Raw genomic sequence first — 24,441 nt, forward strand, 5'->3', positions numbered from 1 at the left:
GTGGTACAATTGAAGTCGCTATTTTAGCGGCTTTTTTTTGTTTAAAGAATTGCTTTAATTACCACTAATCGTTAACATTAGAAGCATTGTCATCGAAGTAGCAGCAAAACGAAGGGCAGCAAGAGCAAGAACATCAAAAGGAGAAAAGATTATGTTTTTCAGAAAATTCACTTACACATTATTGATCATCATCGCCGCATTATTGTTCTCGGGTTGTACTTCACAGTCACTGCTTGATCTCGGGTCACCTCAAGTTTCGGAGGATATGGGATTTGATGAGGTCGCCGACTACATCTCTGAGCACAATGAACTCCCACCTAATTACATTACCAAGAAAGAGGCCAGGGATCTGGGATGGGAACCAAGTGAAGGGAACCTGCATGAAGTGGCTCCAGGCAAAAGCATCGGCGGTGACGTATTCGGGAACCGGGAAGGATTACTCCCCAACAAAAAAGGCCGTATCTGGTACGAAGCCGATATAAATTACTCAGGAGGTCGGCGCGGAAGCGATCGAATTCTATACTCGAATGATGGTCTAATCTACCAGACGACAGATCATTATAAGTCATTTGAACAGTTAAAATAAACGGAGGGATTGCTATGAGCATCATTCAGATTAACGGAAACGATTTTCACAGCAAGGAAGAGCTTCATCAAAGTCTTCAAAACCAGCTTGAGTTAGATGAGAGCTATGGAGGCAATTTGGACGCACTATGGGATGTCTTGACTGGCGCTGTAAGCATGCCGCTTACTTTTCAATGGATCGGGTTCGAGAAGAGCAAAGAGATTCTTGGAGATTACGCTGACCAAGTCATGGAATTGTTGCGGGAAGTTGAAGCAGAGATCCAAGGATTCACGTTGGAACTATATTATTGAAAAGTATTATTAAGATTATGAGGCGATGGACAACCATCGCTTTTTTGATTTTCCACAGTTTGACTGAGACTCATGTCTAGATCATGCTATTTTCATGGCTTAATAATCAAGGTTGGGGTTAATAGACTTCCTTATACTTTAAGCATGGAATAGGGTAGGCAGGATTTTAATCGTTTGTTAACGCTTGGATATGTAAGCGTATACTATTCCGAAGTGAACCATCGTAATGTCTGGATTAGTTAACACGAATAACATCATCTAGGGGGCAGAGAAATAATGAGAGCCGTATCAAAAGTGCTAGGAGCTTGTCTCGTAACAAGTGTTGTGCTAGTTTCCGCCGGTTGCGGAAATGCTGCAGAGAATTCCGAATCAAATACCAGTGACCCTAACAGCCCAATTACATTTAGCTTTTTCGGCGCAGATGCAAGTCCCAACTGGAACAAAATGCAAGATGCGGTAGGGAAGAAAATTACGGAAGAAACCGGTGTAAGCATTGATGCAGAATTCGATATCTCGAGCGGAGGCGGCAACGACCGTATTTCCCTGATGGCTGCCAGCGGTGATTATCCCGACCTGATCTTCCCCAAAGGCAACTTGACCAGACTCGTTGATGCTGGTGCAATGCTTGATTTGACAGATCTAATCGAAGAACATGCCCCCAATTTGAAAAAGATCTACGGTGAGCACTTCAATCGGTTGAAATACAGCAATGATGATCCTTCAATCTATTGGATTCCAACGAACGGTGCAATCGATCAAGTTAGCTTCGATGCCACGAACGGTGCGGCTATTCAACATCGTGTAGTCAAGGAACTCGGGTATCCTGAGATCAAAACCTTAAACGATTTCGAAAATGTGCTACGTGACTTTTACGAGAAGAATCCGACAACAGAGGATGGCCAACCTACAATTCCACTGACGCTTAGTGCAGATGGATGGCGGCGAATGATCACCGTTACCGATCCAGCTGCCATGTCTACGGGTGGCCCTGGAGATGGCGAGTATTTCATCGATCCTGACACTTACGAGGCCGTACTCCATTACAAACGGCCAGAGGAAAAGGAATATTTCCGTTGGTTGAACAAGATGTACAATGAAGGGTTGCTGGACAAAGACAGTTTCGTTCAAAAAGATGACCAGTATAAGTCGAAAATTGCCAGCGGACGCGTGCTTTCTTTGCTTGATCCAAACTGGGGATTCAGTGATGCGGAAAATGCGCTGAAAAGTGCAGGGAAAGACGACATGACCTACGGATTCTATCCGGTAACACTGGATGACAGTTTTCAGCGCAAAGACTTCCAAAATATTGGTTTTGACGGCTATGGCATTGGCATAACGGTCGATTGTGAAGATCCTGTCCGGGCCATCAAATTTTTGGATTGGATGTCTTCCGAAGAAGGGCAAGTATTGAGAAACTGGGGCGTTGAAGGCGAGCAATATAACGTGGAAGACGGTGTTCGCACCATCCCGGCAGATGTACAGGAACGTAAAAACAAAGACAATAACACATTTACAAAAGAAACCGGCGTAGGTTTGTACTACATTTTTGGTGCACATTACGGAGATGGTGTTAAAGATTCAACGGATAACTACTATACAACCAATTATCCCGAACAGATTCAGCAAAGTTATTCTGATGAGGAAAAAGAAGCGTTGAAAGGCTATGGCATCACTACCTGGAAGGACTTGTTCCCTTCCGAAGAGGAATTCCCGGTAAAAGAGTGGGGCGCTGCATACAATATGCCGATTCCATCCGATAGCGGAGATTATAATGTGGTGTATCAGAAAACACAGGATATTATTCAGAAACGGATCGCCGAAGCGATTACATCCTCTCCGAGTGCTTTTGAAGGCATATATGACAATATGATTGCTGAACTTGATAATGCAGGTGCAGTAGGCATGGAACAGCAGTATACCGAGTGGATTAAAGATCGTGTTAGACTGTGGACGGGAAAAGAGATCAATTAACTAACAGATATGATCATAATAAACGGATCAGATTCAATTCCCGATCCTGTGAAGAAAACATCGAGCCATGCAGGATGGCTCGATGTTTTCTTGCCTTCATTGAAAAAGCTGGTCATGATCTTGGTAATGCCTCCATCGCATCACGCCGTCGTTTGATATATCTACCCGGGGAAATGCCGACCATTTTGGTAAAACTGCGAATAAAATTGGCGTAGTCACTGAATCCTGACTGAAAGCACGCATCCGTAATGCTCATTCCTTCAGACAGGTGGTATTTGGCCCGTTCAATACGGCGACCCAAAATGTAGGACCGGATCGTCAATCCGGTATGCTTCTTAAATTGGCGGCTAATGTAGGTGCTGTTCATATAGAACTCTTCGGCAAGTTTGCGAAGTGTAATGTCTTGATGTAGATGTATTTCAATATAATCCATGGTTTCACGAACCAGTTCAGGCATAATGTCATGGGGAACAAAGGAATTGTTATGAAACCAGACGTTAATTATGAGCAATAATTGGGCTACGGCTGCATTTATTTTGATGTCGGTGCCATAAGCATCGGAAGCAAGTAATTTTTCCAGTTCGTTCGTCCATTGCAGCATCTGTTTCAAGTTATAATCGTCTAAATGTACGATGTTGCCTGTCCCTTTGGGGCGATGATCAAAACATGATGATAAATTGGTTGATGGTGTAGACAACTGATATAGATATGTTTTTTTAAGATTGATGGTTATTCGTTCATACTCAGATTCATCCAGAATAAGGGCTCGGTGCATCTCCTCAGGTGACATCACAAGTAAATCCCCTGGCTGCACATGATAGCATCGATTATCTACATAGAAATGAACGTTGCCACGAAGAAACAGATAGATCTCATAAGCATTATGGCGATGGTAAATGGTATCCAGCTTATACGTAGTTACGCGGTGCAGATATAGGAATTCAGGCTGGATAGGGTCATAGAAACACTCAGAGGATCCAGTCATGAAGCACCTCCCGTCATTTCACGCAATAAATTGAGCGGTTTACGCAATGAAATTGTATTCAGCTTACCTTAAAATGTAATCATCCTATCATGATACCTTTTGTATTGCAAACGCTTTCGGAGTAATGTGAGAACTAATAACGTTTACAGGGGGAATTCTTTCAATGAATCATAATTCTACATCACATGCTGGTGAACAAAAGCAAGTCCTGCCTGCCAATCTGGAGAGTATAAACGGGGAGATTGGAAAGCTTCGTCCTAACGGTAACCCTCTGATGGCCCACAAATTCGGAGCCGATCCCTATGCTTTGGTATTTAACAATCGAGTCTACTTATATATGACTAGCGATAAGCTGGAATATGATCAGGACGGTCTTCCTCAGAAAAACAGTTATAGTTCAATCAATCGGATTACGGTGATCTCTTCAGATGATTTGGTCAATTGGACAGATCATGGCGAAATTAGAGTTGCTGGACCTCAAGGTGCAGCGACATGGGCTTCGCAATCCTGGGCCCCGGCCGCTGCTCATCGAATTATTGAAGGCAAAGACTGCTTCTTTTTGTATTTCGCAAATAATGCCAGTGGAATCGGTGTATTGTCCGCACCGACACCTGCAGGTCCATGGGTAGACCCTATAGGAAAAGCACTCATTACAAGAGAGACTCCGGGAGTAGAAGAAGTGACCTGGTTATTCGATCCTGCTGTGTTCGTAGATGACGATCATCAAGCCTATATATACTTCGGTGGTGGTATTCCAGAGGGGAAGGCCGAGAGACCGGACACGGCAAGAGTGATGCGATTGGGAGATGATATGATCAGCGTTGTTGGCACAGCTAAGGTTATTCAGGCGCCTTATATGTTTGAAAGCTCAGGGATACATAAATATAATAATAATTACTACTATACGTATTGTTCCAATTTTGACAAGGCAGATCGGCCAGAGGGTAGCCCGCCACCCGGTGAGATTGCCTATATGACTAGCGTTCAACCAATGGGTCCATGGACATATCAGGGCACGCTGCTCCAGAATCCGGGCCACTTTTTTGATGTTGGCGGCAACAACCATCATGCTATATTCGAACTGGCGGATCAGTGGTATATTGCCTACCATGCCCAGACGTTGTGCCAAGCCATGAATATACCGGAAGGTTACCGCTCAACGCATCTCAATCGAGTGGAACATGACGAAACCTCTGGTCGGATCAAGAAGGTTCAAGCAGATTATCAGGGCGTAGATCAGATCAAGTGGTTCGATCCCTATCAACAGGTAACTGGTTCGACGATTGGATGGAGTAGCGGCGTATCAACAGAGCAATGTCTTGACTCCGATGAGATGTCTGCTGAGATGTCAGCATCAGATTCGAATGTGATTTCTGCTAAGTTGCAAAGTGACAGTTGGATCGCTATATCGAATGTCGACTTTGGTATTGAGGGACCTTCAATCTACAAAGCCCTTATTTCGAATCAAGCAACCGAAGGTGCGTTGGAGCTCCGGCTTGATCGTGCAGACGGACCGTTAATTGGAGAAATGATTATTCCTTCCGCGACCGGATCCCTTCACTGGGTGGAGCTAACAACTGAAGTTACGGGTGCGCAAGGTGAGCATGACTTGTATATTATGTTTAAAGGTTCAACAGACAGCTCAACGATCCTATTAAGAGAATGGAAGTTTAACAGACAAAATGAGGTGTAATTGAAGCATGTATCCGAATCCAATTATTTGGGCCGATTACCCGGATCTTGACGTCATTCGTGTAGATGACACATATTATATGGTCAGTACAACTATGCACATGATGCCGGGATGTGTCATTCTGCGTTCATATGATCTCATTCATTGGGAAGTAGCCACCTATGTATATGATAGGCTTGACGACACACCAGCCCAGCGGCTGGAGAATGGTCAGCACATATACAGCAAAGGCATGTGGGCCGCATCCCTTCGTTATCATCAAGGCAAGTTCTATGTGATCTTTGTCGCGAATGATACCCGTAAAACATACTTATACACATCCACCTCCATCTCGGGAGTATGGAAGAAGCAGATCGTAGAAGGTTTCTACCATGATTGCTCCTTATTTTTCGACGATGATGAACGGATATATCTCGTGTACGGTAATACCGAGATCTATCTGACCGAATTAAGCGCTGATCTTTCCGGGCCCAAACCTGATGGATTGCATCGATTGATCGTAAAAGACGAGCAGCCTTACCACCTTGGTTATGAAGGAGCACATTTCTACAAGATCAATGGTAAGTATATGGTGTTTCTGATTCATATCACGAAAGCTTCCGGACGCAGAACACAGGCATTTTACATGGCTGACTCTCTTGAAGGTATCTTCACGGGTGGTGAAGTATTCAATGATGATATGGGTTATTTCAATTCGGGTATTGCTCAAGGCGGCATCGTGGATACGCCGGATGGGGACTGGTATGCAATGCTTTTTCAGGATCATGGGGCTGTTGGCCGCATTCCTGTTTTGGTTCCGCTACATTTTGATCAATATATTCCGGTATTTGCAAGCAAAGCTCCGAAACAGATTGATATCCCAAGCACCAGACCTGAGCACGGTTATAACCCTTTGGTAGGTAGCGACCTTTTCAATTATGAAGCCGAAGAAGATGGAAGTGTACGCCTCCGCGATTTTTGGCAATGGAATCATACACCTCATGACGAACTCTGGTCCCTTACGGAGAAACCGGGAGTTTATCGTGTTCGTACTGGACAGATCAGCCCAAATCTGACGTTTGCCGTAAACACACTAACCCAGCGTTCCATGGGGCCCGTTTGCGAAGCAACGGTCACGCTCGATGGTAGTCATCTGAATGATGGAGATTTTGCGGGACTGTGTTTCCTGATCGGTTCATACGGTATGATCGCTCTTACGAGACAGGCAGGTAAGTTTTACTTGGTCATGCATGCTAGAGATAGTGTGGATTCAACGATATTTGGTAATCTGATCGATCAGGAGCCAGCTACTGAACATGCACGTATTCCGGTATCAGACCCCGTAGTTAAACTGAAAGCATACGGAAATTTTGAAAACAATCTGGATGAGTGCTCTTTTGCCTACTTCGATGGGACTGAATGGAGAGAGATAGGGATTGCCCATAAAATGATATATAAACTGGATCATTTTATGGGTTGCCGGATAGGGTTGTTTGCATATTCAACCGAAAAGGTTGGAGGAACAGCTGACTTTTCGAGCTTCGAATATTGCGTGATTCATCCTGATTGAGCACAATGATGAGAACAGTGAGAATTTGTAAAAGCCGCCGAACAGCGGCTTTTCGTATTCAATGGGTATAAGTTGTTGTACAATGATATGGATTCAAATCGACAGAGAGAAGAGAGTTGTTCAAACCGAACTGGGGGCATGTCATCATGTATAAGAGATGTCTGGACATAACAAGATGGACCTTCATTCTGTTTCTTGCTGTGTCCATTCCAGCAGGTCATACCGAAGGGAACTCCAAACAACATCATCCGCAGCCAGATGGGCAGCAGATTCAACTTCCCTCTACGATTGAGAGGTATTCTCCTCCCATAGAGGTCTCTTTTGTCAGGGAAACTGGAGATGACCTTGAGCGAATGATTAACCAGTTGCCTGGTGAGACGATGCTGGATAATCGTTGGACTCGTTTGTACGAGAAAGAATTAGGTATTCAAATTCATTATGACTGGATTGCGAACGGGGATGTGTACAGTCAGAAGCTGGGTGTATCCCTCGCTGCAGGACGTTTCCCGGATGTGGTCAAAGTGAATCCATATCAACTTAGACAACTAAGCAATGCTGGAATGATCGAAGACTTAACCGATGTGTACCAAGAGTATGCTTCCCCACTAACAAAGAGTATTTTGGAGGCGGAGGGAAGAGGAGCATTCGACGCGGCAACCATTGATGGCAAACTTATGGCGATTCCCGAATCATCTTCCTCGATTGAGACTGCGCAGTACCTGTGGATTAGAACCGATTGGTTGGAGCATTTAGGGCTACGGCCGCCTGAAACGCTGGAAGATGTGCTTCAAATATCGAAAGCGTTTACAGAGAGAGATCCCGACGGGAACGGAGAGCAGGATACGTACGGACTGGCGCTAACGAATCACTTATGGGATCCCGTTATGGGAGCTGCAGGATTCATGTCCGGATATGGTGCTTTCCCTAATATATGGGTCAAAGATGCAGAAGGACACCTCACTTATGGAGGCATACAGCCTGAAGTTCGCGAGGCGCTGCAAGTATTGCAAACGATGTATCTCGAAGGCCAATTTGATCCAGATTTTGGTTACAAAAGTGGCAGCAAGGCGTTTCGTATGGTTCAGAATGGGAGAATAGGGATGCTCTACGGCGAACAGTGGACATCCTTTATGCTTCAGACTACACGGGCTACAGATACAGATTTAGAATGGCTGGCATATCCCATTGCTGCGAAGTCAGGCAGAGACCTGAAGGTACCTCTCCGTTCTAACACAGGGCAATACTTTGCTGTGAAAAAAGGGTTCTCTAACCCCGAAGTTGTCGTTAAGCTCATGAATTTGCATCTCGAAACGAACTGGGGGGATGAGGCAGAGTACGAAACCTATTACAATGATGATTCCCGAGCCGTGTGGATGCTCTCACCGGTTACGCCTTTTCCCGGCAATAAAAATATAGATGCCTACAAACAAATCCGTGATGCCAGAAGCACAGGAGACTTCTCTATTCTCCAGAATGAAGCTCTCGCCATTCACAAACGAATTGCGGCCTATGAATCAGAAGGTATGGATAGCGGCTGGGGTTGGAAACAAACCTATGGACCTTCGGGTGCCTTTAGCATTGCAGATTCTTACGAGAAAAATGGCCAACTTCTCTATGATCAGTTCACGGGCGGTATTACGGACACGATGGTTGATCGACAGATTATTCTTCGGGATCTTCAGCTTGAAGCATATATGAACATTATTCTCGGTAAGCCAATAGATGAGTTTGATCGATTTGTGGAGAACTGGCGCAAGCTGGGCGGAGATCAGATTACATCTGAAGTTAACGCGTGGTACACAACCAACAAGCCAAAGGAGCGCTAACGTTCTCACTCACTTTACTCATATAAGGAACTAATCCAGCTTTTGGCATTGGAGGTGGATGCATTGATCAAGATCCCGGCTAAATCATGGTTTAACAGTATATTTGCGCGATTAATCATCACCTATCTGGTATTCGTGCTTCCCCTTATTCTTCTTGGCGTGTATCTGTATCATTGGAGTTATGACAATGCAAGCCAGGAAATATCCTTGTCAACGGAGAGACGATTGAACCAATATGTCGTGGAATTGAACAGGGAACTGGAATGGATGGAGCTACAGCAGTTTGATATCGTCGAGGATCGAAAACTGAATCGTTTGGCTATTCTCTGGGACATGATGGATCAGGTTGAGCGGCGTGATACGTTGAATTATTTATCGGAACGGCTCGCTACGTTCAAAAACAGCACAGCTTACATCAAGAACGTTCATGTACATATCCCTACAGTCGACAAAAGTATATCCGCGACACAAGGCATCGACGATTTCGATAAAAGTTCATATCTGTACTTCAGTTCAGGCATAGAAGGAAAAGGTACACGATTCACTGTGAAAGAGGACACCCTGAACTTGAGTGCAGTCCGGTTGACAGGCAAGAGAGAGGAAGCGCCGCTTTTTGTCATTCAAGTAGAGCTGGATACTGAGCATTTTCAAAATGAACTCACGCGGCTTAATTTGTACCCAGAGAGTTCAACTTTTCTGATGGAGGACAAAACGGGACATGCCATCACAGATAAGCAAGAAAGTAGTGTTATTCTGGCGAATTACCGTGAGCACAATGTAAAAGGTACACTTGATGGTTTTCGGATGAAAGTGGGGGACACCATGTATCATGTGAGTCAGTTGCATATGGACTCCCTGGGCCTGTCTGTAGCTACATATTTGCCTGAAGAAATTGTAACCAGACCACTTAGCAAGTTCTATCATTGGGCTTGGTTATTTGCCATTACATCATTTGTTGCGATCACGGCTTATCTCTATTCAAGCTACAAGCTGATCCACATTCCATTGTTATTATTGGTGAAAAGATTCAAAAAAATGGAGGGAGGCGTGCTTGATGTTCCCATCGCTCACAATCGAAAGGACGAGTTTGGCTTCCTTTATACTCGCTTCAATCAGATGATTGAAAATCTTCAATCCCTGATCGACCGAGATTTTAAGAAAACACTGATGATGCAACGGGCCGAGTTGAAACAACTCCAATCCCAAATCAATCCTCATTTTCTGTACAATAGCTTCTTTATTCTAAATTCGCTTGCAAGAACAGGCGAAACAGAACGTATTGAGCAATTCACGAACATGCTTGGTGAATATTTCAGGTTCATTACCCGGAATGAAACAGATCATGTCCAGTTGAAAGAGGAAGTGGAGCATTCACGAATCTATACGGATATCCAACAGTTGCGTTTTTCCAGACGAATCAAGGTCGATTTCGGGACACTACCTGCTAATATGGAACATATTCACGTTCCCAGGCTCATCATTCAACCCATTATTGAGAACGCCTATGAACACAGCCTGGAAAAGAATACGGATTCCGGTCTTCTACTCATCCGGTTTAATCTTGAAGGTTCACATGCTGAGATCACGGTGGAAGACAACGGCAATGAGCTTGAGGAGGGACACATCCATGCCCTTCAACAACGTATGCATAAGGACGGAGGTACGGAAGAAATGACTGGCTTAATGAATATACACCGACGTCTGGTTCTGACGTATGGAGAAGGGAGTGGCCTTTTCCTATCCAGAAGTGAACTTCAGGGATTAAAAGTCACAATTCGAATCCAGTGGGAAGAGGGAGAAAACGAATGTATCGACTTTTGATTGTAGATGACGAGGAGATCATTACGGACAGTCTCTATGAAACGTTTGCCAGACATATGCCTGACCGGCTTGACGTATGCAAGGCCTATTCCGCGGCTGAAGCTTTGTCCTGGATGCGTAGATCAAGAATCGATATCGTGCTAACGGACATCCGCATGCCGGGGATGAGTGGCCTGGAACTGACCGAGCAGATTCAAGCTAGCTGGCCGAACTGTCGCGTCATTTTCCTGACAGGACATAGCGATTTTGATTATGCCTATCGAGCTTTTCAGATGTCCAATGTGCGTTATTTGCTCAAAACAGAAGGCTATGACAAGGTGATGTCTGTCGTCGAACATGTGATGGAAGAGATCCGGCAGAGTCACAGTATGCTTGAATTATTGGAACGATCTCGTGAAGTCAACTCCCAGCTTGCAGTGATTCAGCAAGAGGAATATTTGCGGAAGCTACTTCAGGATTGTACTACAATCATATCTTCTCCGCTTGTAATGCAAGATGAATTCACGAAACGAGATATTCCCTTGCAGGTGGATTCGCCAGTGTATCTCATACTGGGTCGGTTTAACACCTCACCAGAAACAGGATCGGAGCTCACACAACTCCAGGAATCTGTGCGCATTATCGGCTCTTCGCTAATGCATGAGCGTACAGTGTACGTTAGTGTAACGGACCATCATGGGGATACGATCTGGCTGCTTCAGCCGAAGCAGGAGCAAGAGATGGCGAATGATAAACTTGTGCGATTTCTGGAGGGTACATTGGAACTGGTTCAGGAAGCTTGCATGGTATCCCTTGGCGTATCCATTGCTTTTTCATTAAGTGGGCGAAGCTGCGACTGGTCCGAGTTAACCAAACAATATGAACGGCTGAGATTGCTCCAGTGGATGAAAATTGGAGACGGTGTATCCATGGTACTCACGGATCTTCGCAATGATCTTTCGGCTGGTGTACCCAAAGAAGCGATACGGCTCTCAAGCCGAATCGAGATTATGTCGGGCTATTTGGAAACGGGGCGGATCCAACCATTTTACGATAGTTTTGAGGAGCTTGCAGGCGAGCTGCTGCAACAGGAGATTACGATGGAACGTGCTATGGAGACATATTATCATCTGGCATTGTTGTTGCATTCGACAATCAATCGATGGGGGCTCCAAGATAAAATACCGGATCAACGAAGTTTGCTTCATTTGGGGGAGTATACGTGTATGAAAGATGCTGTACAATATCTCTACCTTGTTGCCGACGAACTGGTTCGATTCAAGAGATCCAATGAACAAGAACGCGCCAACATCGTGATTCATTCCTTGTGCAGTTACGTGAAGGAGAACCTTGAGAAAGATCTCTCTCTGGTGAGACTGGCTGAACTTCATCATTTTAACCCATCCTATCTGTCACGATTCTTTAAGCAGGAAATGGGAATCAACGTGTCGGAGTTCATTGATGACTGCCGAATACGGAGAGCCAAAGAATTGCTTCAGAATACGAATCTCATGGTGCGTGAGGTGGCGCTTCAAGTGGGGTACGAGGCTGCGCATTCATTTACTAGACTTTTCAAGAAACTAACGGGAATGACCCCGCAGGAATACCGAGAATCTCTTCTGGTACGCTAAATATGAATCATGCCGAAAGGGCATAAGCCACAGTCAATTCAGACAATGCAAAAACCGCAGGGAGAATAAATCCTGCGGTTTTTTTGTGGTTGATATTCAATGGATGAACATACAAATTCGAGATCCACTCTTAAGCGGAATGGATTTTTTGACGTCTGTAGGCATTTGGACTTGATCCGGCATACGTTTTGAACTTTTTATAAAACCAATCGATGTCTTTATAGCCTACTTCTACAGCAATCTCATATATTCGCAGATTGGTGGATGACAGAAGCTGCTGTGCCTTTTCCATACGTTGCTGGAGCATATAATCATTGAAAGACATCTTTTCTTCCAGCTTGAACTTCTGTCCAAGGTACGCACAGTTAAAATGAAGCATGTCAGAGATCTTCTTCAGCGTGATTTCATCACTCAGATGATCCCGTACATAGGCCTTGACGATACGAATAACATGACTGGAGTGCATGGGCTTGCCATTCAGTTGAACGGGCGTTTTGAAGAACGAAGACGTTTTGTGTGCCGGGTCGGTTTCAAGATGGGATCGAAGTCCATGCAGACTGTTAAGTAAAGAAGAGGGACTAACAGGATACGGGAGATAATCATTTACCTGATACGTCAGGGCTTTGCGTACGAACCTGAAGTGATCTCTTCCACCCATAAGGAGGATAGGTATCTGACTTTTTTTTCGAATGTCGTTGCATAACAAGAGCCCCGCGGTATCAAACCTCTCTGTATGTACCATAACAAGGGAAAAGTCTCGTTCTGACAATGCGGTCAGAGCCTCGTGCGATGAGAACACACAATTTGCGATAGTATATTGAGCTTTGCTCCGTAGCAACATCTGTTGCAACTCTCCGCACAAACGACGGCTGAAATCCACAAGTAAAATATCATACATGAAGAAATACCTCACCTTCTGCTGAATTGTAATGCGCGAGATTAACTGAAATGTTGACTTAATTTCATTATGGTAATAAAAGAAAGCGCATACAATGTGCATATTTTTGTAGACAGTGCATTTCTTTACCAAATAAAACCTATAATGCACTTTGCTCGCACAAAATTACGAGGATCTATATTCACTCCGGGTAAACATCTGTATTCTGGCAGGTTGTTTGCGCTTTCATTTGAACGATACACTGTGAGAGCAAAAGACAATCAGGGGGGAAGACGATGAGAAAAAACAAGTTCATGCTACTGAGCCTGGTATTTGCGGTCTTGTTGGTGATTGCTGCATGCAGTTCTGCACCTACTGCTCAACCCGAGCCGGAAAAGACAACACCACAGGAGGAACAAAAACCCGCGGAAACCGAGCCGAAGAATGAAAACTCCACGCCAGAAATGGACTTTGACATGGGCGGCAGAACCATCAAGGTTGTTGCTTGGTGGGACATGGAGATACAAGGGAATAACCCGGACAACATTCAACGCCTTGAGAATCTCGAAGCGCTGAAGAAAAAACACAACTTTAATATTGAATATGTTTCCATCGATTTCGGTGAATATCAGGAAAAAGTAGTTGCTTCCCTGATGGCTGGTGAACCGCTTGGCGATCTGGTGAGACTGGGCAAAAACTATGCCATTCCGGCATTGACCAAACAGGATTTGTTATGGCCGGTGGATGATTATATTAAAAACGACAAGGTATTCAACCAGAAAACAACCAAAGAATACATGCAATATGAAGGCAAAGGTTACGGCTTTACCGAGGACCAGTCCTCGTTTATCAACGGAATTTTCTATAATCGCACACTCATGCAAGAGCTCGGCTTGAAGCCGCTTCAAGAGTATGTGGATGCCGATGAATGGAACTGGGATACGTTCATCAGTGTTGCCAAGCAAGCGAACAAGGATCGAAACAATGATGGCAAGCTGGACACTTGGGGACTCGCTCAAACGGGCTTGCTGGAACCGATTCTGTATTCCAACGAGGCTTCTCTGACCAATGAGGATAAGCAGAACCTGGAAGATCCAAAAACGAAAGAAGCGTTGAACTTCCTGTCCAAACTGGCTACCGAGAAGGTCGGCAGAGCTTCTGAAGGCGGCGATTGGACAGAGCCATCCACGTTCTTCCGTCAAGGCAACACCTTGATGTATTCAGGTGCCATGTATGAAGTCGAAGGCATTATGACGGATATGCAGGACTACGATATTGGTTTTGTACCGTTTCCAAAAGGTCCAAGTGCAACAGCGTATCACTCCGGTGAGTCACGTTACCAAGCTATAACGATTCCTAAAGCGGTAGAGAATCCGGAACAACTGATGTACATCTGGGAGAAAATTAACGAGATCGATTCGATCTATGAGTATCCGGGGCAATCCACACTGGAGACACATCTGACCGATGAAGCAGATATCAACAACGCCAGAGAGGTCGCGGAAGGTATGCTGGTTCTAGACCATAACACATTCCCGTCCTTGCCTTTCTGGGACTTTGATGCAGAGCTCAAAGAAGGGGTATCCGTATCTACGTTGATCGAGAAATACAAGGCTCCTTTCCAAGCTGCGATTGATGAGGTATACAAATAAGCATCATGTTACACGGGCAGAACGCACCAGTGAAGGTGCGGTCTGTCCGGGTTAGTCAATCGTCCAGTTCTCGCAACACTTAGAGGAAAGGGGATACATTCAAACATGCGGTCACGTAAGAAAAAGGGACTAATCCTGGTGCTTGTCCTGGCCTTGGTGCTCTCCATATGGACACTATATCCATCGCGGGATCGTAATCTGGGAACGGTACATGCGCTTGAGGACTTTGAGGCGGTATCGGGGACCGAGGATTCATTCAGTTATGAGCATTATCTGACTGCTCATGACAATACGGCGAAACCAGATGAAATTGTACGCATCGAAGGCGAATCTTATGTTCAGGCAGAGGATGGGGAATTTGAGGTTGTGCAAGGGTACGCCGGATTAGACGGAAATGCCGTAATTACGCCGGAAACCGGAACCATTCGCTGGGATGTTCCCGTTCAAGTGAGCGGTTTGTACAACATTCGCATTCACTATTATCCCGTAGAAGGCAAAAGCTCCGGGATCGAACGCAGGTTTGAGCTTAACGGTAAGGTCCCGTTTAGAGGGGCCGATATTCTACTGTTTGACAGGGTATGGGGGAACCGCGAGGACAACGTCCGGCAGGACGATCGTGGCAACCAGCTTAGACCAAGACAAGTGGAACAGCCCGAATGGCAACTGACTTCCTTCAAGGACAGCGCAGGGTACTTCGAGGAACCATTTCAGTTTTATTTTGAAAAAGGCAATCAACAGTTCTCGCTTACTTCATTAAGAGAAAGCATGGCAATCGATTATATCGAGTTGTACCAGGAAGGTGAAGTCCCGTCCTACACAGAGCTGGAGCAGACCTATGCCTCACTCGGCTTGAAACAAGCGGCTTCTGTCATGCTGAAAGTACAGGGGGAGGAGGCTGTCAGCAAATCATCCCCTACACTGGCACCAATCTCGGACCGATCAAGCCCTTCACTCGAGCCTTATAATGTATCAAAAATTCGGATGAACGCTATTGGGGGCATTAACTGGAAGCTGCCGGGCGAATGGATTGAGTGGGAGATTGACGTGCCTGAAGACGGATTGTATCAAATCGCGCTTAAGGTGAAACAGGATCAATTGCGTGGCATCTATGCCACCCGCAGTCTGACGATTAACGGGGAAGTTCCTTTTAAGGAAATGAAACGAATTCGGTTTAACTACAGCCCGGCCTGGCAAACTCAGGTGTTGGGATCGGGAGAAGATCAGCCATATCAGTTTCATCTGGAAAAAGGGAAACACCGCATCCGAATGACGGTTACACTTGGCGACATTGCTCCGCTGCTGCGGACCGTGGAATCCAGCGTGCTGGAATTGAATGAGATGTATCGCAAAATATTAATGATCACCTCCAACAGTCCGGACCCACTGCGGGATTACCAGCTGGAACAGCGTATTCCGGAGATGACGGAGGTGTTTGAACGACAAGCTGATACCTTGCGCTCCGTTGCAGATTACCTGGAAAAGGCCACGGGTGAGCAAAGTGACAAAGTGGCCGTACTGCACGCCATGGTATTGCAGCTTGAAGATATGGCGGCCAGACCAGAGACGGTTCCCAAACGGCTGGATACATTCAAAATTAACGTAGGCGGTCTCGGCACATGGATTCTATCGGTACGTGAACAGCCGATTACGTTGGATTACCTTGTCGTATCTCCGCCGGGTGAAGCGTTGCCAAAAGCGGAAGCGAGCACCGTCCAGCAGGTGAAGCACGAACTGGGCGCATATGTTGCCTCGTATACCGAAGATTACGACAGCATTGGCAACGTGGAACAAAAGAAGGATGCCATCACCGTATGGATCACGACCGGACGAGATCAGGCCCAAGTTCTGAAAGGTATGATCGACGATTCGTTTACCCCGGATACGGATGTGTCCGTGCAGTTACGTCTCGTTCCGCCTAATATTTTGCTGCCCGCAACACTCTCGGGGGAAGGACCGGATGTAGCCATGCAGATGGGCGAAGACATTCCGGTGAACTATGCGATGAGGAATGCAACAGCGGATCTGAGCGAGTTCCCCGATTTCGAGGAAATTTCGGGCAGGTTCCGTGAAAGCGGATTGACACCTTACCGCTACAACGACGGGGTATATGCCCTTCCGGAGCAGCAGCATTTTCCAATGCTCTTTTACCGCAAAGATATTCTGAATGAACTGGGCCTCGAACCGCCGAAAACGTGGCAGGACGTATATAACGCCATCGCCGTGCTACAGAAGCATAATATGGAGTTTTATCTGCCGATAGAGGATACGCTGAACAATGCCAACCTGGTTCCGAATTCAACCTTTGCGATGTTGTTATATCAGAATGACGGAACGTTCTACACCGAAGACCAGAAGAAAAGTGCACTGGATTCGGAGATTTCAATGGACGCGTTCAAACGCTGGACGCAATTTTATACCAATTACAAGTTTCCGCTCAAAGCCGACTTTCCGAACCGCTTCCGCACAGGGGAAATGCCGATCGGGATTGCTGATTACACCACGTATAACATGCTGACGGTTATGGCTCCGGAAATCCGCAATCTCTGGGACTTTACGATTGTTCCGGGTACACAGCTTCCGGATGGGTCCATACGGCATGAAGTGGCCAGCGCAACGAGCGCGGTGATGATGCTCGAAAATGCCGACAACAAGGAAGCGGCGTGGAAGTTCATGAAGTGGTGGACTGATGAGCAGACCCAGATTGAATACGGGAGAGAAATGGAAGGTCTTATGGGAGCGGCTGCCCGTTACCCGACGGCCAATATCGAGGCCTTGAAGCAATTGCCTTGGCCTGTGAAGGATTATCAAAATCTCGAGAAACAATGGGAATGGGTACAAGGGATTCCACAGCTTCCTGGAGGTTATTTTACGGGACGACATCTGGACAACGCCTTCCGCAAGGTGGTCAATGCAAATGAAAATCCGCGTGAAGCCTTATCGGACTATGTGTTGTACATCGATGATGAAATTGAGTTGAAACACAAGGAATTTAATCTGAAATAGAGGAAAGGGAGGGTAATGGTTGCAAGCTAAAACTACCAAGACAGCCGCCGCTCCTGCCGTCCATACCCGCCAGGTCGGCTGGTGGTCCCTATTGAAGCGGGATCTGTATCTCAGCAGGCATTATTATGTATTGATGGCACCGTTTATGCTGATTTTTTTCATGTTTACGGTCATTCCGGTCGGCATTTCACTCGGGCTCAGCTTTTTTCACTTCAATATGCTGGAGCTGCCGCGATTTGTTGGCTGGCAGAACTATTCCCGGCTTTTTCTGAACGATGACGTATTTCTGATCGCGCTCAAAAACACGCTCCTTTTTGCCGTAATAACAGGCCCTGTCAGTTATATAGCCTGCTTTTTGTTTGCGTGGATCATCAATGAGCTGTCTCCTAAAATTCGGGCGGTCATGACGCTGGTTTTCTATGCCCCATCCATATCGGGCAACGTCTTTTTCATCTGGCTGATCATCTTCTCGGGTGACAGCTACGGGTATATGAACGGCTTCCTGATGCGCCTTGGCGTCGTACTGGAACCAATCCAATGGCTCGCAGACGAGAAGTATGTACTGGCAATCGTCATTATTGTACAGCTGTGGCTGAGCCTGGGAACCAGCTTCCTGGCCTTTATTGCAGGACTGCAAACCATTGATCGTTCTTTGGTTGAAGCAGGAACCGTAGACGGGATCAAAAACCGCTGGCAGGAGCTCTGGTACATCACCTTGCCTTCGATGAGACCGCAGCTGATGTTTGGTGCGGTAATGCAGATTACCGCTTCCTTCGCCGTAGCCGAGATCTCCATCGCACTGGCAGGTTTCCCGAGCGTCAACTATGCGGCACATACAGTTGTCACGCATCTGATGGACTTCGGAACCATTCGTTTCGAGATGGGGTATGCCTCGGCCATCGCAACGGTCCTGTTTGCCCTGATGCTGGGTACAAACGTTTTCACGCAAAAAATGCTTAGAAAGATAGGTGAATGACGATGACCAGCAAAGTACGTGCCGTGTTTGGCATGCCAAAAAGGCTTAATCGGTCATTTACCGTCAGCCTGATGTTATTTGCATTGCTGGGTGTGTTCGGCTCCTTTATGGTGCTTCCGCTCATCTATGCTGTCAACAATGCATTCAAGCCGCTGGATGAGCTGTTTATTTTCCCGCCGCGCTTCTGGGTGAACAATCCGACAACGGAGAATTTTGCCGATCTGATCAACCTCATGGGCAATTCGTGGGTGCCGTTATCCCGCTATATTGCCAACACATTGCTCATTACGATACTTGGCACAGCGGGGCATATCCTTCTTGCATCTGCAGCGGCTTATCCGCTGGCGAAGTATCGTTTTCCGGGTTCCACAGTGTTGTTCACCATTGTCATTCTGTCCCTGATGTTCTCGCCGCATGTTACGGCGATTCCGAACTACATGGTCATGTCCTGGCTTGGCTGGATTAACACTCATGCGTCCATTATTGTGCCATCACTTGCGTTCTCGCTGGGACTCTTCCTGATGAAACAGTTCATGGAGCAGATTCCCGATGCTTTGCTGGAGGCAGCTAAAATCGACGGAGCCAATGAATACCGGATATTCTGGAGCATCGTGATGCCCAATGTGAAGCCGGCATGGCTCACGCTCATGATCCTGCAGTTTCCAGCGTTATGGGGAACAGATGGCGGGAGCTTCATTTACAGCGAAAATCTCAAAACGCTGCATTATGCGCTCAGTCAGATTGTGCAGGGAGGGATTGCAAGAGCCGGTGTAGGTGCGGCTGTTGCCTTGCTGCTGATGATCGTACCGATCACTCTGTTTATTATCTCTCAGAGCAGTGTTATGCAGACGATGGCCACTTCGGGCATGAAAGAGTAGAAAGGAGGCAGCGAGGTGCGGAGAAGCACATGGAAAAAACGTAAATCGATCATCATGGGCATGATCTGCCTCCTGTTGTTCGTTCAAGAGGCGCCCTACGTGAGTGCAGACGGTAAAACGGATGCGTATCATTATTCCTTCTGGGGTGACGCAGTTCCTTCACCGGCGGCATATGAGGCAACAACCATTATCACCGGCAAGAAGCTGAACACAACTTCTATGAAAGAGCCAAGCGACATGCATGTTACCGCCAATCAGCACGTCTTTGTGCTCGATTCGGGCAATGGCCGCATCATTGAGATGGATCGCAACTTCAAGCTGATACGGACGATTGATTCATTTGAACAGGAAGGCAAGGAAGATCATTTTAAAAATCCACAGGGATTGTACGTCACGGAAAAAGGCCATCTATTGGTCGCTGATTCGGATAATCATCGGGTGGTGCATCTGGATGAACAAGGGAAGTTAGTCAAGATTGTATCTGAACCGAAATCGGATCTGCTAAAAGCAGACTTCCAGTTTAAACCGATGCGGATTGTTATGGACAAAGGGGAACGCATCTACGTCATGGCCGAAGGCGTATTTGATGGATTCATGGAGTTCAGCGCCGACGGTACGTTCTCTTCCTTTATTGGAGCGAACAGAGTTCAGGTGGACCCGGTGGAATATCTGTGGAAACGGTTTGCAACACGGGAGCAGCGCAGTCAGATGGTCATGTTCACTCCAACGGAATTTACCAATCTGGATATGGATGAAGAGGGCTTCATCTACGCCACTAGCGGGGATCGCGGCAAAGATCCGGTCAAGAAGCTGAATGCCCAGGGTACAGACATTTTGCGCAGAGAAGGCTATCAGACTCCACAGGGTGATTTGCTGTATACCCAGGAAGCAGGGCCATCCCGCCTGATTGATGTGGATGTGGGTGACAGTGACATGTATTCCGTACTGGATTCCAGCAAGGGCCGAATCTTTACCTACAATGGAGACGGATATCTGCTCCATATTTATGGCGGCATCGGGAACCGGCTGGGCCAATTTAATACACCTGTTGCTCTGGAACGTGCGGGAGACCGGATGTTAGTTCTGGATAAAGCGCTGGGTGAAATCACCGTCTTTCAGACAACCGAATACGGACGTACACTCCACGAAGCGGTGCGCAGCTACTATAACGGTGATGAAGATCAATCTTCGGTGCTGTTTGCCCAAGCTGCCGAGATGAACGCTAACTTGGAATATGCGTATGCGGGAATTGGCAAAGCATTGCTTCGTCAGAAGGAATACGCCGAGTCTGCAAAATATTTCAAGCGCAGCATGGAGCCCAAAGGGTATTCCAAAGCTTTTCTTTTGTACCGCAAAGAGCTGATGCGTGAGCATTTTTCATGGATGATGTCCGGTATATTCCTGGCTGTCGCTGCGATTGTCACCGTCATCATCGTTCGCAGGCAGAAAAGGAGGACTACGAATGCAGGCATCAAGTAAGCAACTATACCAGTACCCGCTGCATCTGATTTTTCATCCGTTTGACGGATACTGGGAATTGAAATATGAACGGAACCAGAGAAACTCACTGCTGATTGCTTTCATGATCCTGGTGCTTCTGGTCATCACCAAAATTTTGCATGCCCAATACAGCGGTTTTCTCATTAACCTCAGTAATCCAAAGTACCTGAACAGTCTGCTTGAAATGGTATATGTCATTATACCGGTGCTGTTTTGGTGTGTGGCTAACTGGTCGTTAACCACATTGATGGACGGGGAAGGCAAGTTCTCCGAAATTTTCATGTCAACGTGTTTTGCACTGGTACCGTTGTTCCTCATTCATTTTCCATGGATCTGGCTGAGTCTTGTGATCTCTGCGCAGGAAACTGCCTTTTATTATTTCTCCAATGCACTCGCCGTTGCGTGGACGGTATATCTGTTATTTGTGGGGAATATGACGGTTCATCAGTACACACCAGCCAAAACGGTGCTCACGATGCTGCTGACACTTGTAGCGATGGCGTTTATGGCATTTCTGTGCCTGTTATTCTTTAGTCTTGTACAGCAGATTGTATCGTTTGTCGTAACCATCTATCAGGAATTAGTGCTTCGGGGCTAAGGGAGGAGGAAATTGTTATGAATTATACCGTAGCCAAAAAAATAACAGGAATGTTGCTCGCGGGCAGTTTGCTTCTTGGCGGTTGTCAATTCTCGCCAACACCGCTCTCTCACGAGACAGTGACTGCCGCAGATCCGACGGAATTTCCCTCCCTGCCTCCCGGAGAGAAACTGAAATCATCGTTCAGCGATGTCCGCCTTCCCGGCATGGTAGGCATTGCGCAGAATGCTGCGCTGCAGTTGTTCATTAACGAAGAGACTGCCGAGATTGCAGTGATTCACACGCAGAGCGGTCAGATCTGGCGCAGTAATCCTGCAGATCGTGAGCAGGATGGGGTTGCGGCCGGGATAAACAAAGACCTTTTGTCATCACAAACGAAGCTCAGCTTCTTCAACAGCCTTGGACAGAGCAGCACCGTGAATTCCTTCACAGATAGTGTTGCACACAAGCAAATAAGCTACGAGGTGCTGCCAAGCGGCGTGCGGGTCCACTACCAGTTTGGAAGCACTGAGCGATCCATAGAAGACTTGCCGATGAAGATCAGTAAGGAGCGATTTGAACAAAAGCTGCTTGCACAGCTAGATAAGGCTGGGCAGCGGGCCTTGAAGGTCGGTTATGCGGAAGATAAGGATGAAGGCACTTACGTCCGGATTGATAAGGCGATGCAAGGATTGCAATTGTCCCGGGCCTTGAAGGCTTTTGACACAGCCGGTTACACATCGGAGGATCTGGCTCAGGATCATGCCGAGTTTGGCATTGAAGAGGAACGAAGTGGACCACGGTTGTTTATGCTTACGATGGAATATGAGCTGGATGGAGAGGATCTGCTCGTGCGTGTTCCGTCCTCAGGCATTCATTTTCCGGAGGAATATCCGATCAACAGCATATCTGTAATGGATTACTTCGGGGCCGGGGGTTCAGAAGAAGATGGCTCCATACTGGTGCCGGACGGTTCGGGAGCGCTGATCCATTTTAACAATGGCAAGCTGCAGTATCCTGCCTATCAACAAGATATATACGGACCGGATATGACCATGAAACTGCGGGAAGCAAGTTCGAATGAAGCCAGAGCCAGGTTGCCGGTATTTGGACTGATTCGGAAAGAGGGAGCTTTCCTGGGCATTATTGAAGAAGGGGATGCCGTTGCAGTTGTGAATGCCGATATCAGCGGTAAGCTGAACAGTTACAACAACGTATATCCAAGCTTCTATGTGGTGAACAAGAGCGATGTGACGCTTCAGGCAAGTGATATGGTTCGTACACTTCCGAAATTCCAGAAGAAACCGACCGCGTCTGATTTCGTCGTTCGATATACTTTTGTCGGGGCGGATAAGGCCTCGTACTCGGGGCTTTCATCTCTCTATCGGGATTATCTGATGCAAAATGGCGGACTTCCCGAGTTGAACGCCAGCAAGGAGCAGAGTAACGTTCCCTTTTATCTGCAACTGTTCGGTGGCATGACAACAAGACAGCATATGTTGGGCATACCGTATGATTCAACGGAGGCTTTGACCACATTTGATGAAGCCAAAAACATTCTCTCCGCCTTGACGGAGAAGAAGGTATCCAATATTCAGGTGCGTTATGCGGGATGGCTTAACGGCGGACTCCATCATCGACTGCCGGATTCCATCCAAGTAGACGGCGCGGTAGGCGGGAAAAAGGGATTGCGGAATTTCAGTGCATATACACAAGAAGCGGGCATCGGATTCTTTCCCGATATCGCTCTGCTGAATGTGCAATCCAAAAAAGGGTTTAAACCGTCCAAAGAAGCTTCACGCACATTAACTCAGGAACCGGCGGTCTTGTATCCGATGAACCAGGCCATCCAGCGGCGGGACCGGGATCGTTCACCATCCTATGTGCTTTCGCCCAACATGCTGGAGGACGTGACGGCAGACATGTTAGATGAGCTGAGGTCCCTTCAAAAGGATGGACTGTCGCTAAGCCTGAATGATCTGGCAGCTCAGTTAAACAGCGATATGAATCCGAAAAAGCTGGTGGACCGAACCCAAGCGCTCGGCTCCGTGAAGAAGGCACTTGAACAGATCGGGCAGCAGGCTGGCGCGCTTGTTGCTGAAGGCGGGAACGCTTATGCCCTGCCGTATGTAACTGGTCTGACAGATGCACCGATGACCAGCAGTCGTTTCAAGCTGGAGGATGAAGAGATTCCGTTCTATCAGCTCGTTGTACACGGCAGCATCGGTTATACGGGGACGCCATACAATCTCTCCACATATACCAATGCAAGGCAATATGTGCTGAAGCTGATTGAATATGGAGCCAGCCCTTACTTTGCATGGTTCAATGCGCCAAACCATGTTGTGAAAGAAACGGATTATGATGATCTCTACGCGGCGAATTATGAACAATGGATCGATCTGGCTGCCGAAATCTACAACGAGGTGAACCAGGTGAACCAACCGTTTGCCGGACGTTCCATGATATCTCATGATTCCCTGGAGGAGGGCGTCTTCCGGACAACATATGAAGGTGGCGGGTTCGTAATCGTCAATTATAACGACTTCCCTGTAGAAGTTAACAACGATACAGTGGAAGCCCAAAGCTATGTGACTGGTGGTGAGCAGCTCTGAAGACGCTCCTGAAATGGAAATGGGGAAGTCGT

Annotated in this window: 17 protein-coding genes; 15 read left to right on the top strand and 2 right to left on the bottom strand. The window is 46.8% G+C overall.

Annotated features, from left to right (window positions below):
- The first annotated feature begins 151 nt into the window (after positions 1-151).
- The 3 genes from NYE45_RS14415 (at position 152) to NYE45_RS14425 (ending at position 2,847) form a co-directional block, all read left to right on the top strand.
- Positions 152-586, top strand: coding sequence for a ribonuclease domain-containing protein (locus NYE45_RS14415; protein ID WP_340017180.1), 435 nt, complete (start codon positions 152-154; stop codon positions 584-586).
- 14 nt (positions 587-600) lie between these two features.
- A complete protein-coding gene (locus NYE45_RS14420) occupies positions 601-876 on the top strand; it encodes a barstar family protein (protein WP_062834405.1) in 276 nt (91 codons plus the stop codon).
- Between the two features lie 276 nt (positions 877-1,152).
- Complete coding sequence (locus tag NYE45_RS14425; RefSeq protein WP_340017181.1) at positions 1,153-2,847, top strand: ABC transporter substrate-binding protein; 1,695 nt, start codon at positions 1,153-1,155, stop codon at positions 2,845-2,847.
- Positions 2,848-2,959: 112 nt separating this feature from the next.
- On the opposite strand, the gene NYE45_RS14430 is transcribed toward NYE45_RS14425, so the two are convergent.
- On the bottom strand, positions 2,960-3,832 hold the full coding sequence (locus NYE45_RS14430) for an AraC family transcriptional regulator (RefSeq protein ID WP_340017182.1): 873 nt from the start codon (positions 3,830-3,832) through the stop codon (positions 2,960-2,962).
- 163 nt (positions 3,833-3,995) lie between these two features.
- Here NYE45_RS14430 and NYE45_RS14435 point away from each other — a divergent pair, with 163 nt between their 5' ends.
- From NYE45_RS14435 to NYE45_RS14455, 5 genes are all read left to right on the top strand, one after another.
- The gene (locus NYE45_RS14435) at positions 3,996-5,525 is read left to right on the top strand and encodes a glycoside hydrolase family 43 protein (RefSeq protein ID WP_340017184.1); all 1,530 of its coding nucleotides are present in this window, start codon (positions 3,996-3,998) and stop codon (positions 5,523-5,525) included.
- A gap of 7 nt (positions 5,526-5,532) precedes the next feature.
- Positions 5,533-7,074, top strand: coding sequence for a glycoside hydrolase 43 family protein (locus NYE45_RS14440; protein WP_340017185.1), 1,542 nt, complete (start codon positions 5,533-5,535; stop codon positions 7,072-7,074).
- Positions 7,075-7,220: 146 nt separating this feature from the next.
- Positions 7,221-8,900, top strand: coding sequence for an extracellular solute-binding protein (locus tag NYE45_RS14445; protein WP_340017186.1), 1,680 nt, complete (start codon positions 7,221-7,223; stop codon positions 8,898-8,900).
- Positions 8,901-8,963: 63 nt separating this feature from the next.
- Complete coding sequence (locus tag NYE45_RS14450; RefSeq protein WP_340017187.1) at positions 8,964-10,721, top strand: histidine kinase; 1,758 nt, start codon at positions 8,964-8,966, stop codon at positions 10,719-10,721.
- A complete protein-coding gene (locus tag NYE45_RS14455; protein WP_340017188.1) occupies positions 10,706-12,331 on the top strand; it encodes a response regulator in 1,626 nt (541 codons plus the stop codon). The genes NYE45_RS14450 and NYE45_RS14455 overlap by 16 nt, the downstream gene beginning before the upstream one ends.
- A gap of 130 nt (positions 12,332-12,461) precedes the next feature.
- Here NYE45_RS14455 and NYE45_RS14460 read toward each other — a convergent pair whose 3' ends face one another.
- Positions 12,462-13,331 carry a helix-turn-helix domain-containing protein gene (locus NYE45_RS14460; protein WP_340017189.1) on the bottom strand — a complete coding sequence of 290 codons (870 nt, stop codon included), beginning with the start codon at positions 13,329-13,331 and terminating at the stop codon, positions 12,462-12,464.
- A 173-nt stretch (positions 13,332-13,504) separates the two neighbouring features.
- Here NYE45_RS14460 and NYE45_RS14465 point away from each other — a divergent pair, with 173 nt between their 5' ends.
- From NYE45_RS14465 to NYE45_RS14495, 7 genes are all read left to right on the top strand, one after another.
- Positions 13,505-14,860 (top strand): extracellular solute-binding protein, encoded by a 1,356-nt coding sequence (locus NYE45_RS14465; RefSeq protein WP_340017190.1) that lies wholly within the window; start codon positions 13,505-13,507, stop codon positions 14,858-14,860.
- A gap of 105 nt (positions 14,861-14,965) precedes the next feature.
- Positions 14,966-17,863: an extracellular solute-binding protein gene (locus NYE45_RS14470; RefSeq protein ID WP_340017191.1), complete on the top strand. Its 2,898-nt coding sequence runs from the start codon at positions 14,966-14,968 to the stop codon at positions 17,861-17,863.
- Positions 17,864-17,882: 19 nt separating this feature from the next.
- Positions 17,883-18,839, top strand: coding sequence for a sugar ABC transporter permease (locus NYE45_RS14475; RefSeq protein WP_339309423.1), 957 nt, complete (start codon positions 17,883-17,885; stop codon positions 18,837-18,839).
- 2 nt (positions 18,840-18,841) lie between these two features.
- Complete coding sequence (locus tag NYE45_RS14480; protein WP_340017192.1) at positions 18,842-19,717, top strand: carbohydrate ABC transporter permease; 876 nt, start codon at positions 18,842-18,844, stop codon at positions 19,715-19,717.
- A gap of 15 nt (positions 19,718-19,732) precedes the next feature.
- Positions 19,733-21,196 carry an NHL repeat-containing protein gene (locus tag NYE45_RS14485; protein ID WP_340017193.1) on the top strand — a complete coding sequence of 488 codons (1,464 nt, stop codon included), beginning with the start codon at positions 19,733-19,735 and terminating at the stop codon, positions 21,194-21,196.
- Positions 21,180-21,815: a YIP1 family protein gene (locus tag NYE45_RS14490; RefSeq protein ID WP_017688482.1), complete on the top strand. Its 636-nt coding sequence runs from the start codon at positions 21,180-21,182 to the stop codon at positions 21,813-21,815. Before NYE45_RS14485 ends, NYE45_RS14490 begins: the two co-directional genes overlap by 17 nt.
- 17 nt (positions 21,816-21,832) lie before the next feature.
- Complete coding sequence (locus NYE45_RS14495; RefSeq protein WP_340017194.1) at positions 21,833-24,409, top strand: DUF5696 domain-containing protein; 2,577 nt, start codon at positions 21,833-21,835, stop codon at positions 24,407-24,409.
- Positions 24,410-24,441 lie beyond the last annotated feature (32 nt).

Origin of the sequence: Paenibacillus sp. FSL K6-1318 (genome assembly GCF_037976905.1) — a bacterium.
In the GTDB taxonomy this organism is placed as follows: domain Bacteria; phylum Bacillota; class Bacilli; order Paenibacillales; family Paenibacillaceae; genus Paenibacillus; species Paenibacillus amylolyticus_A.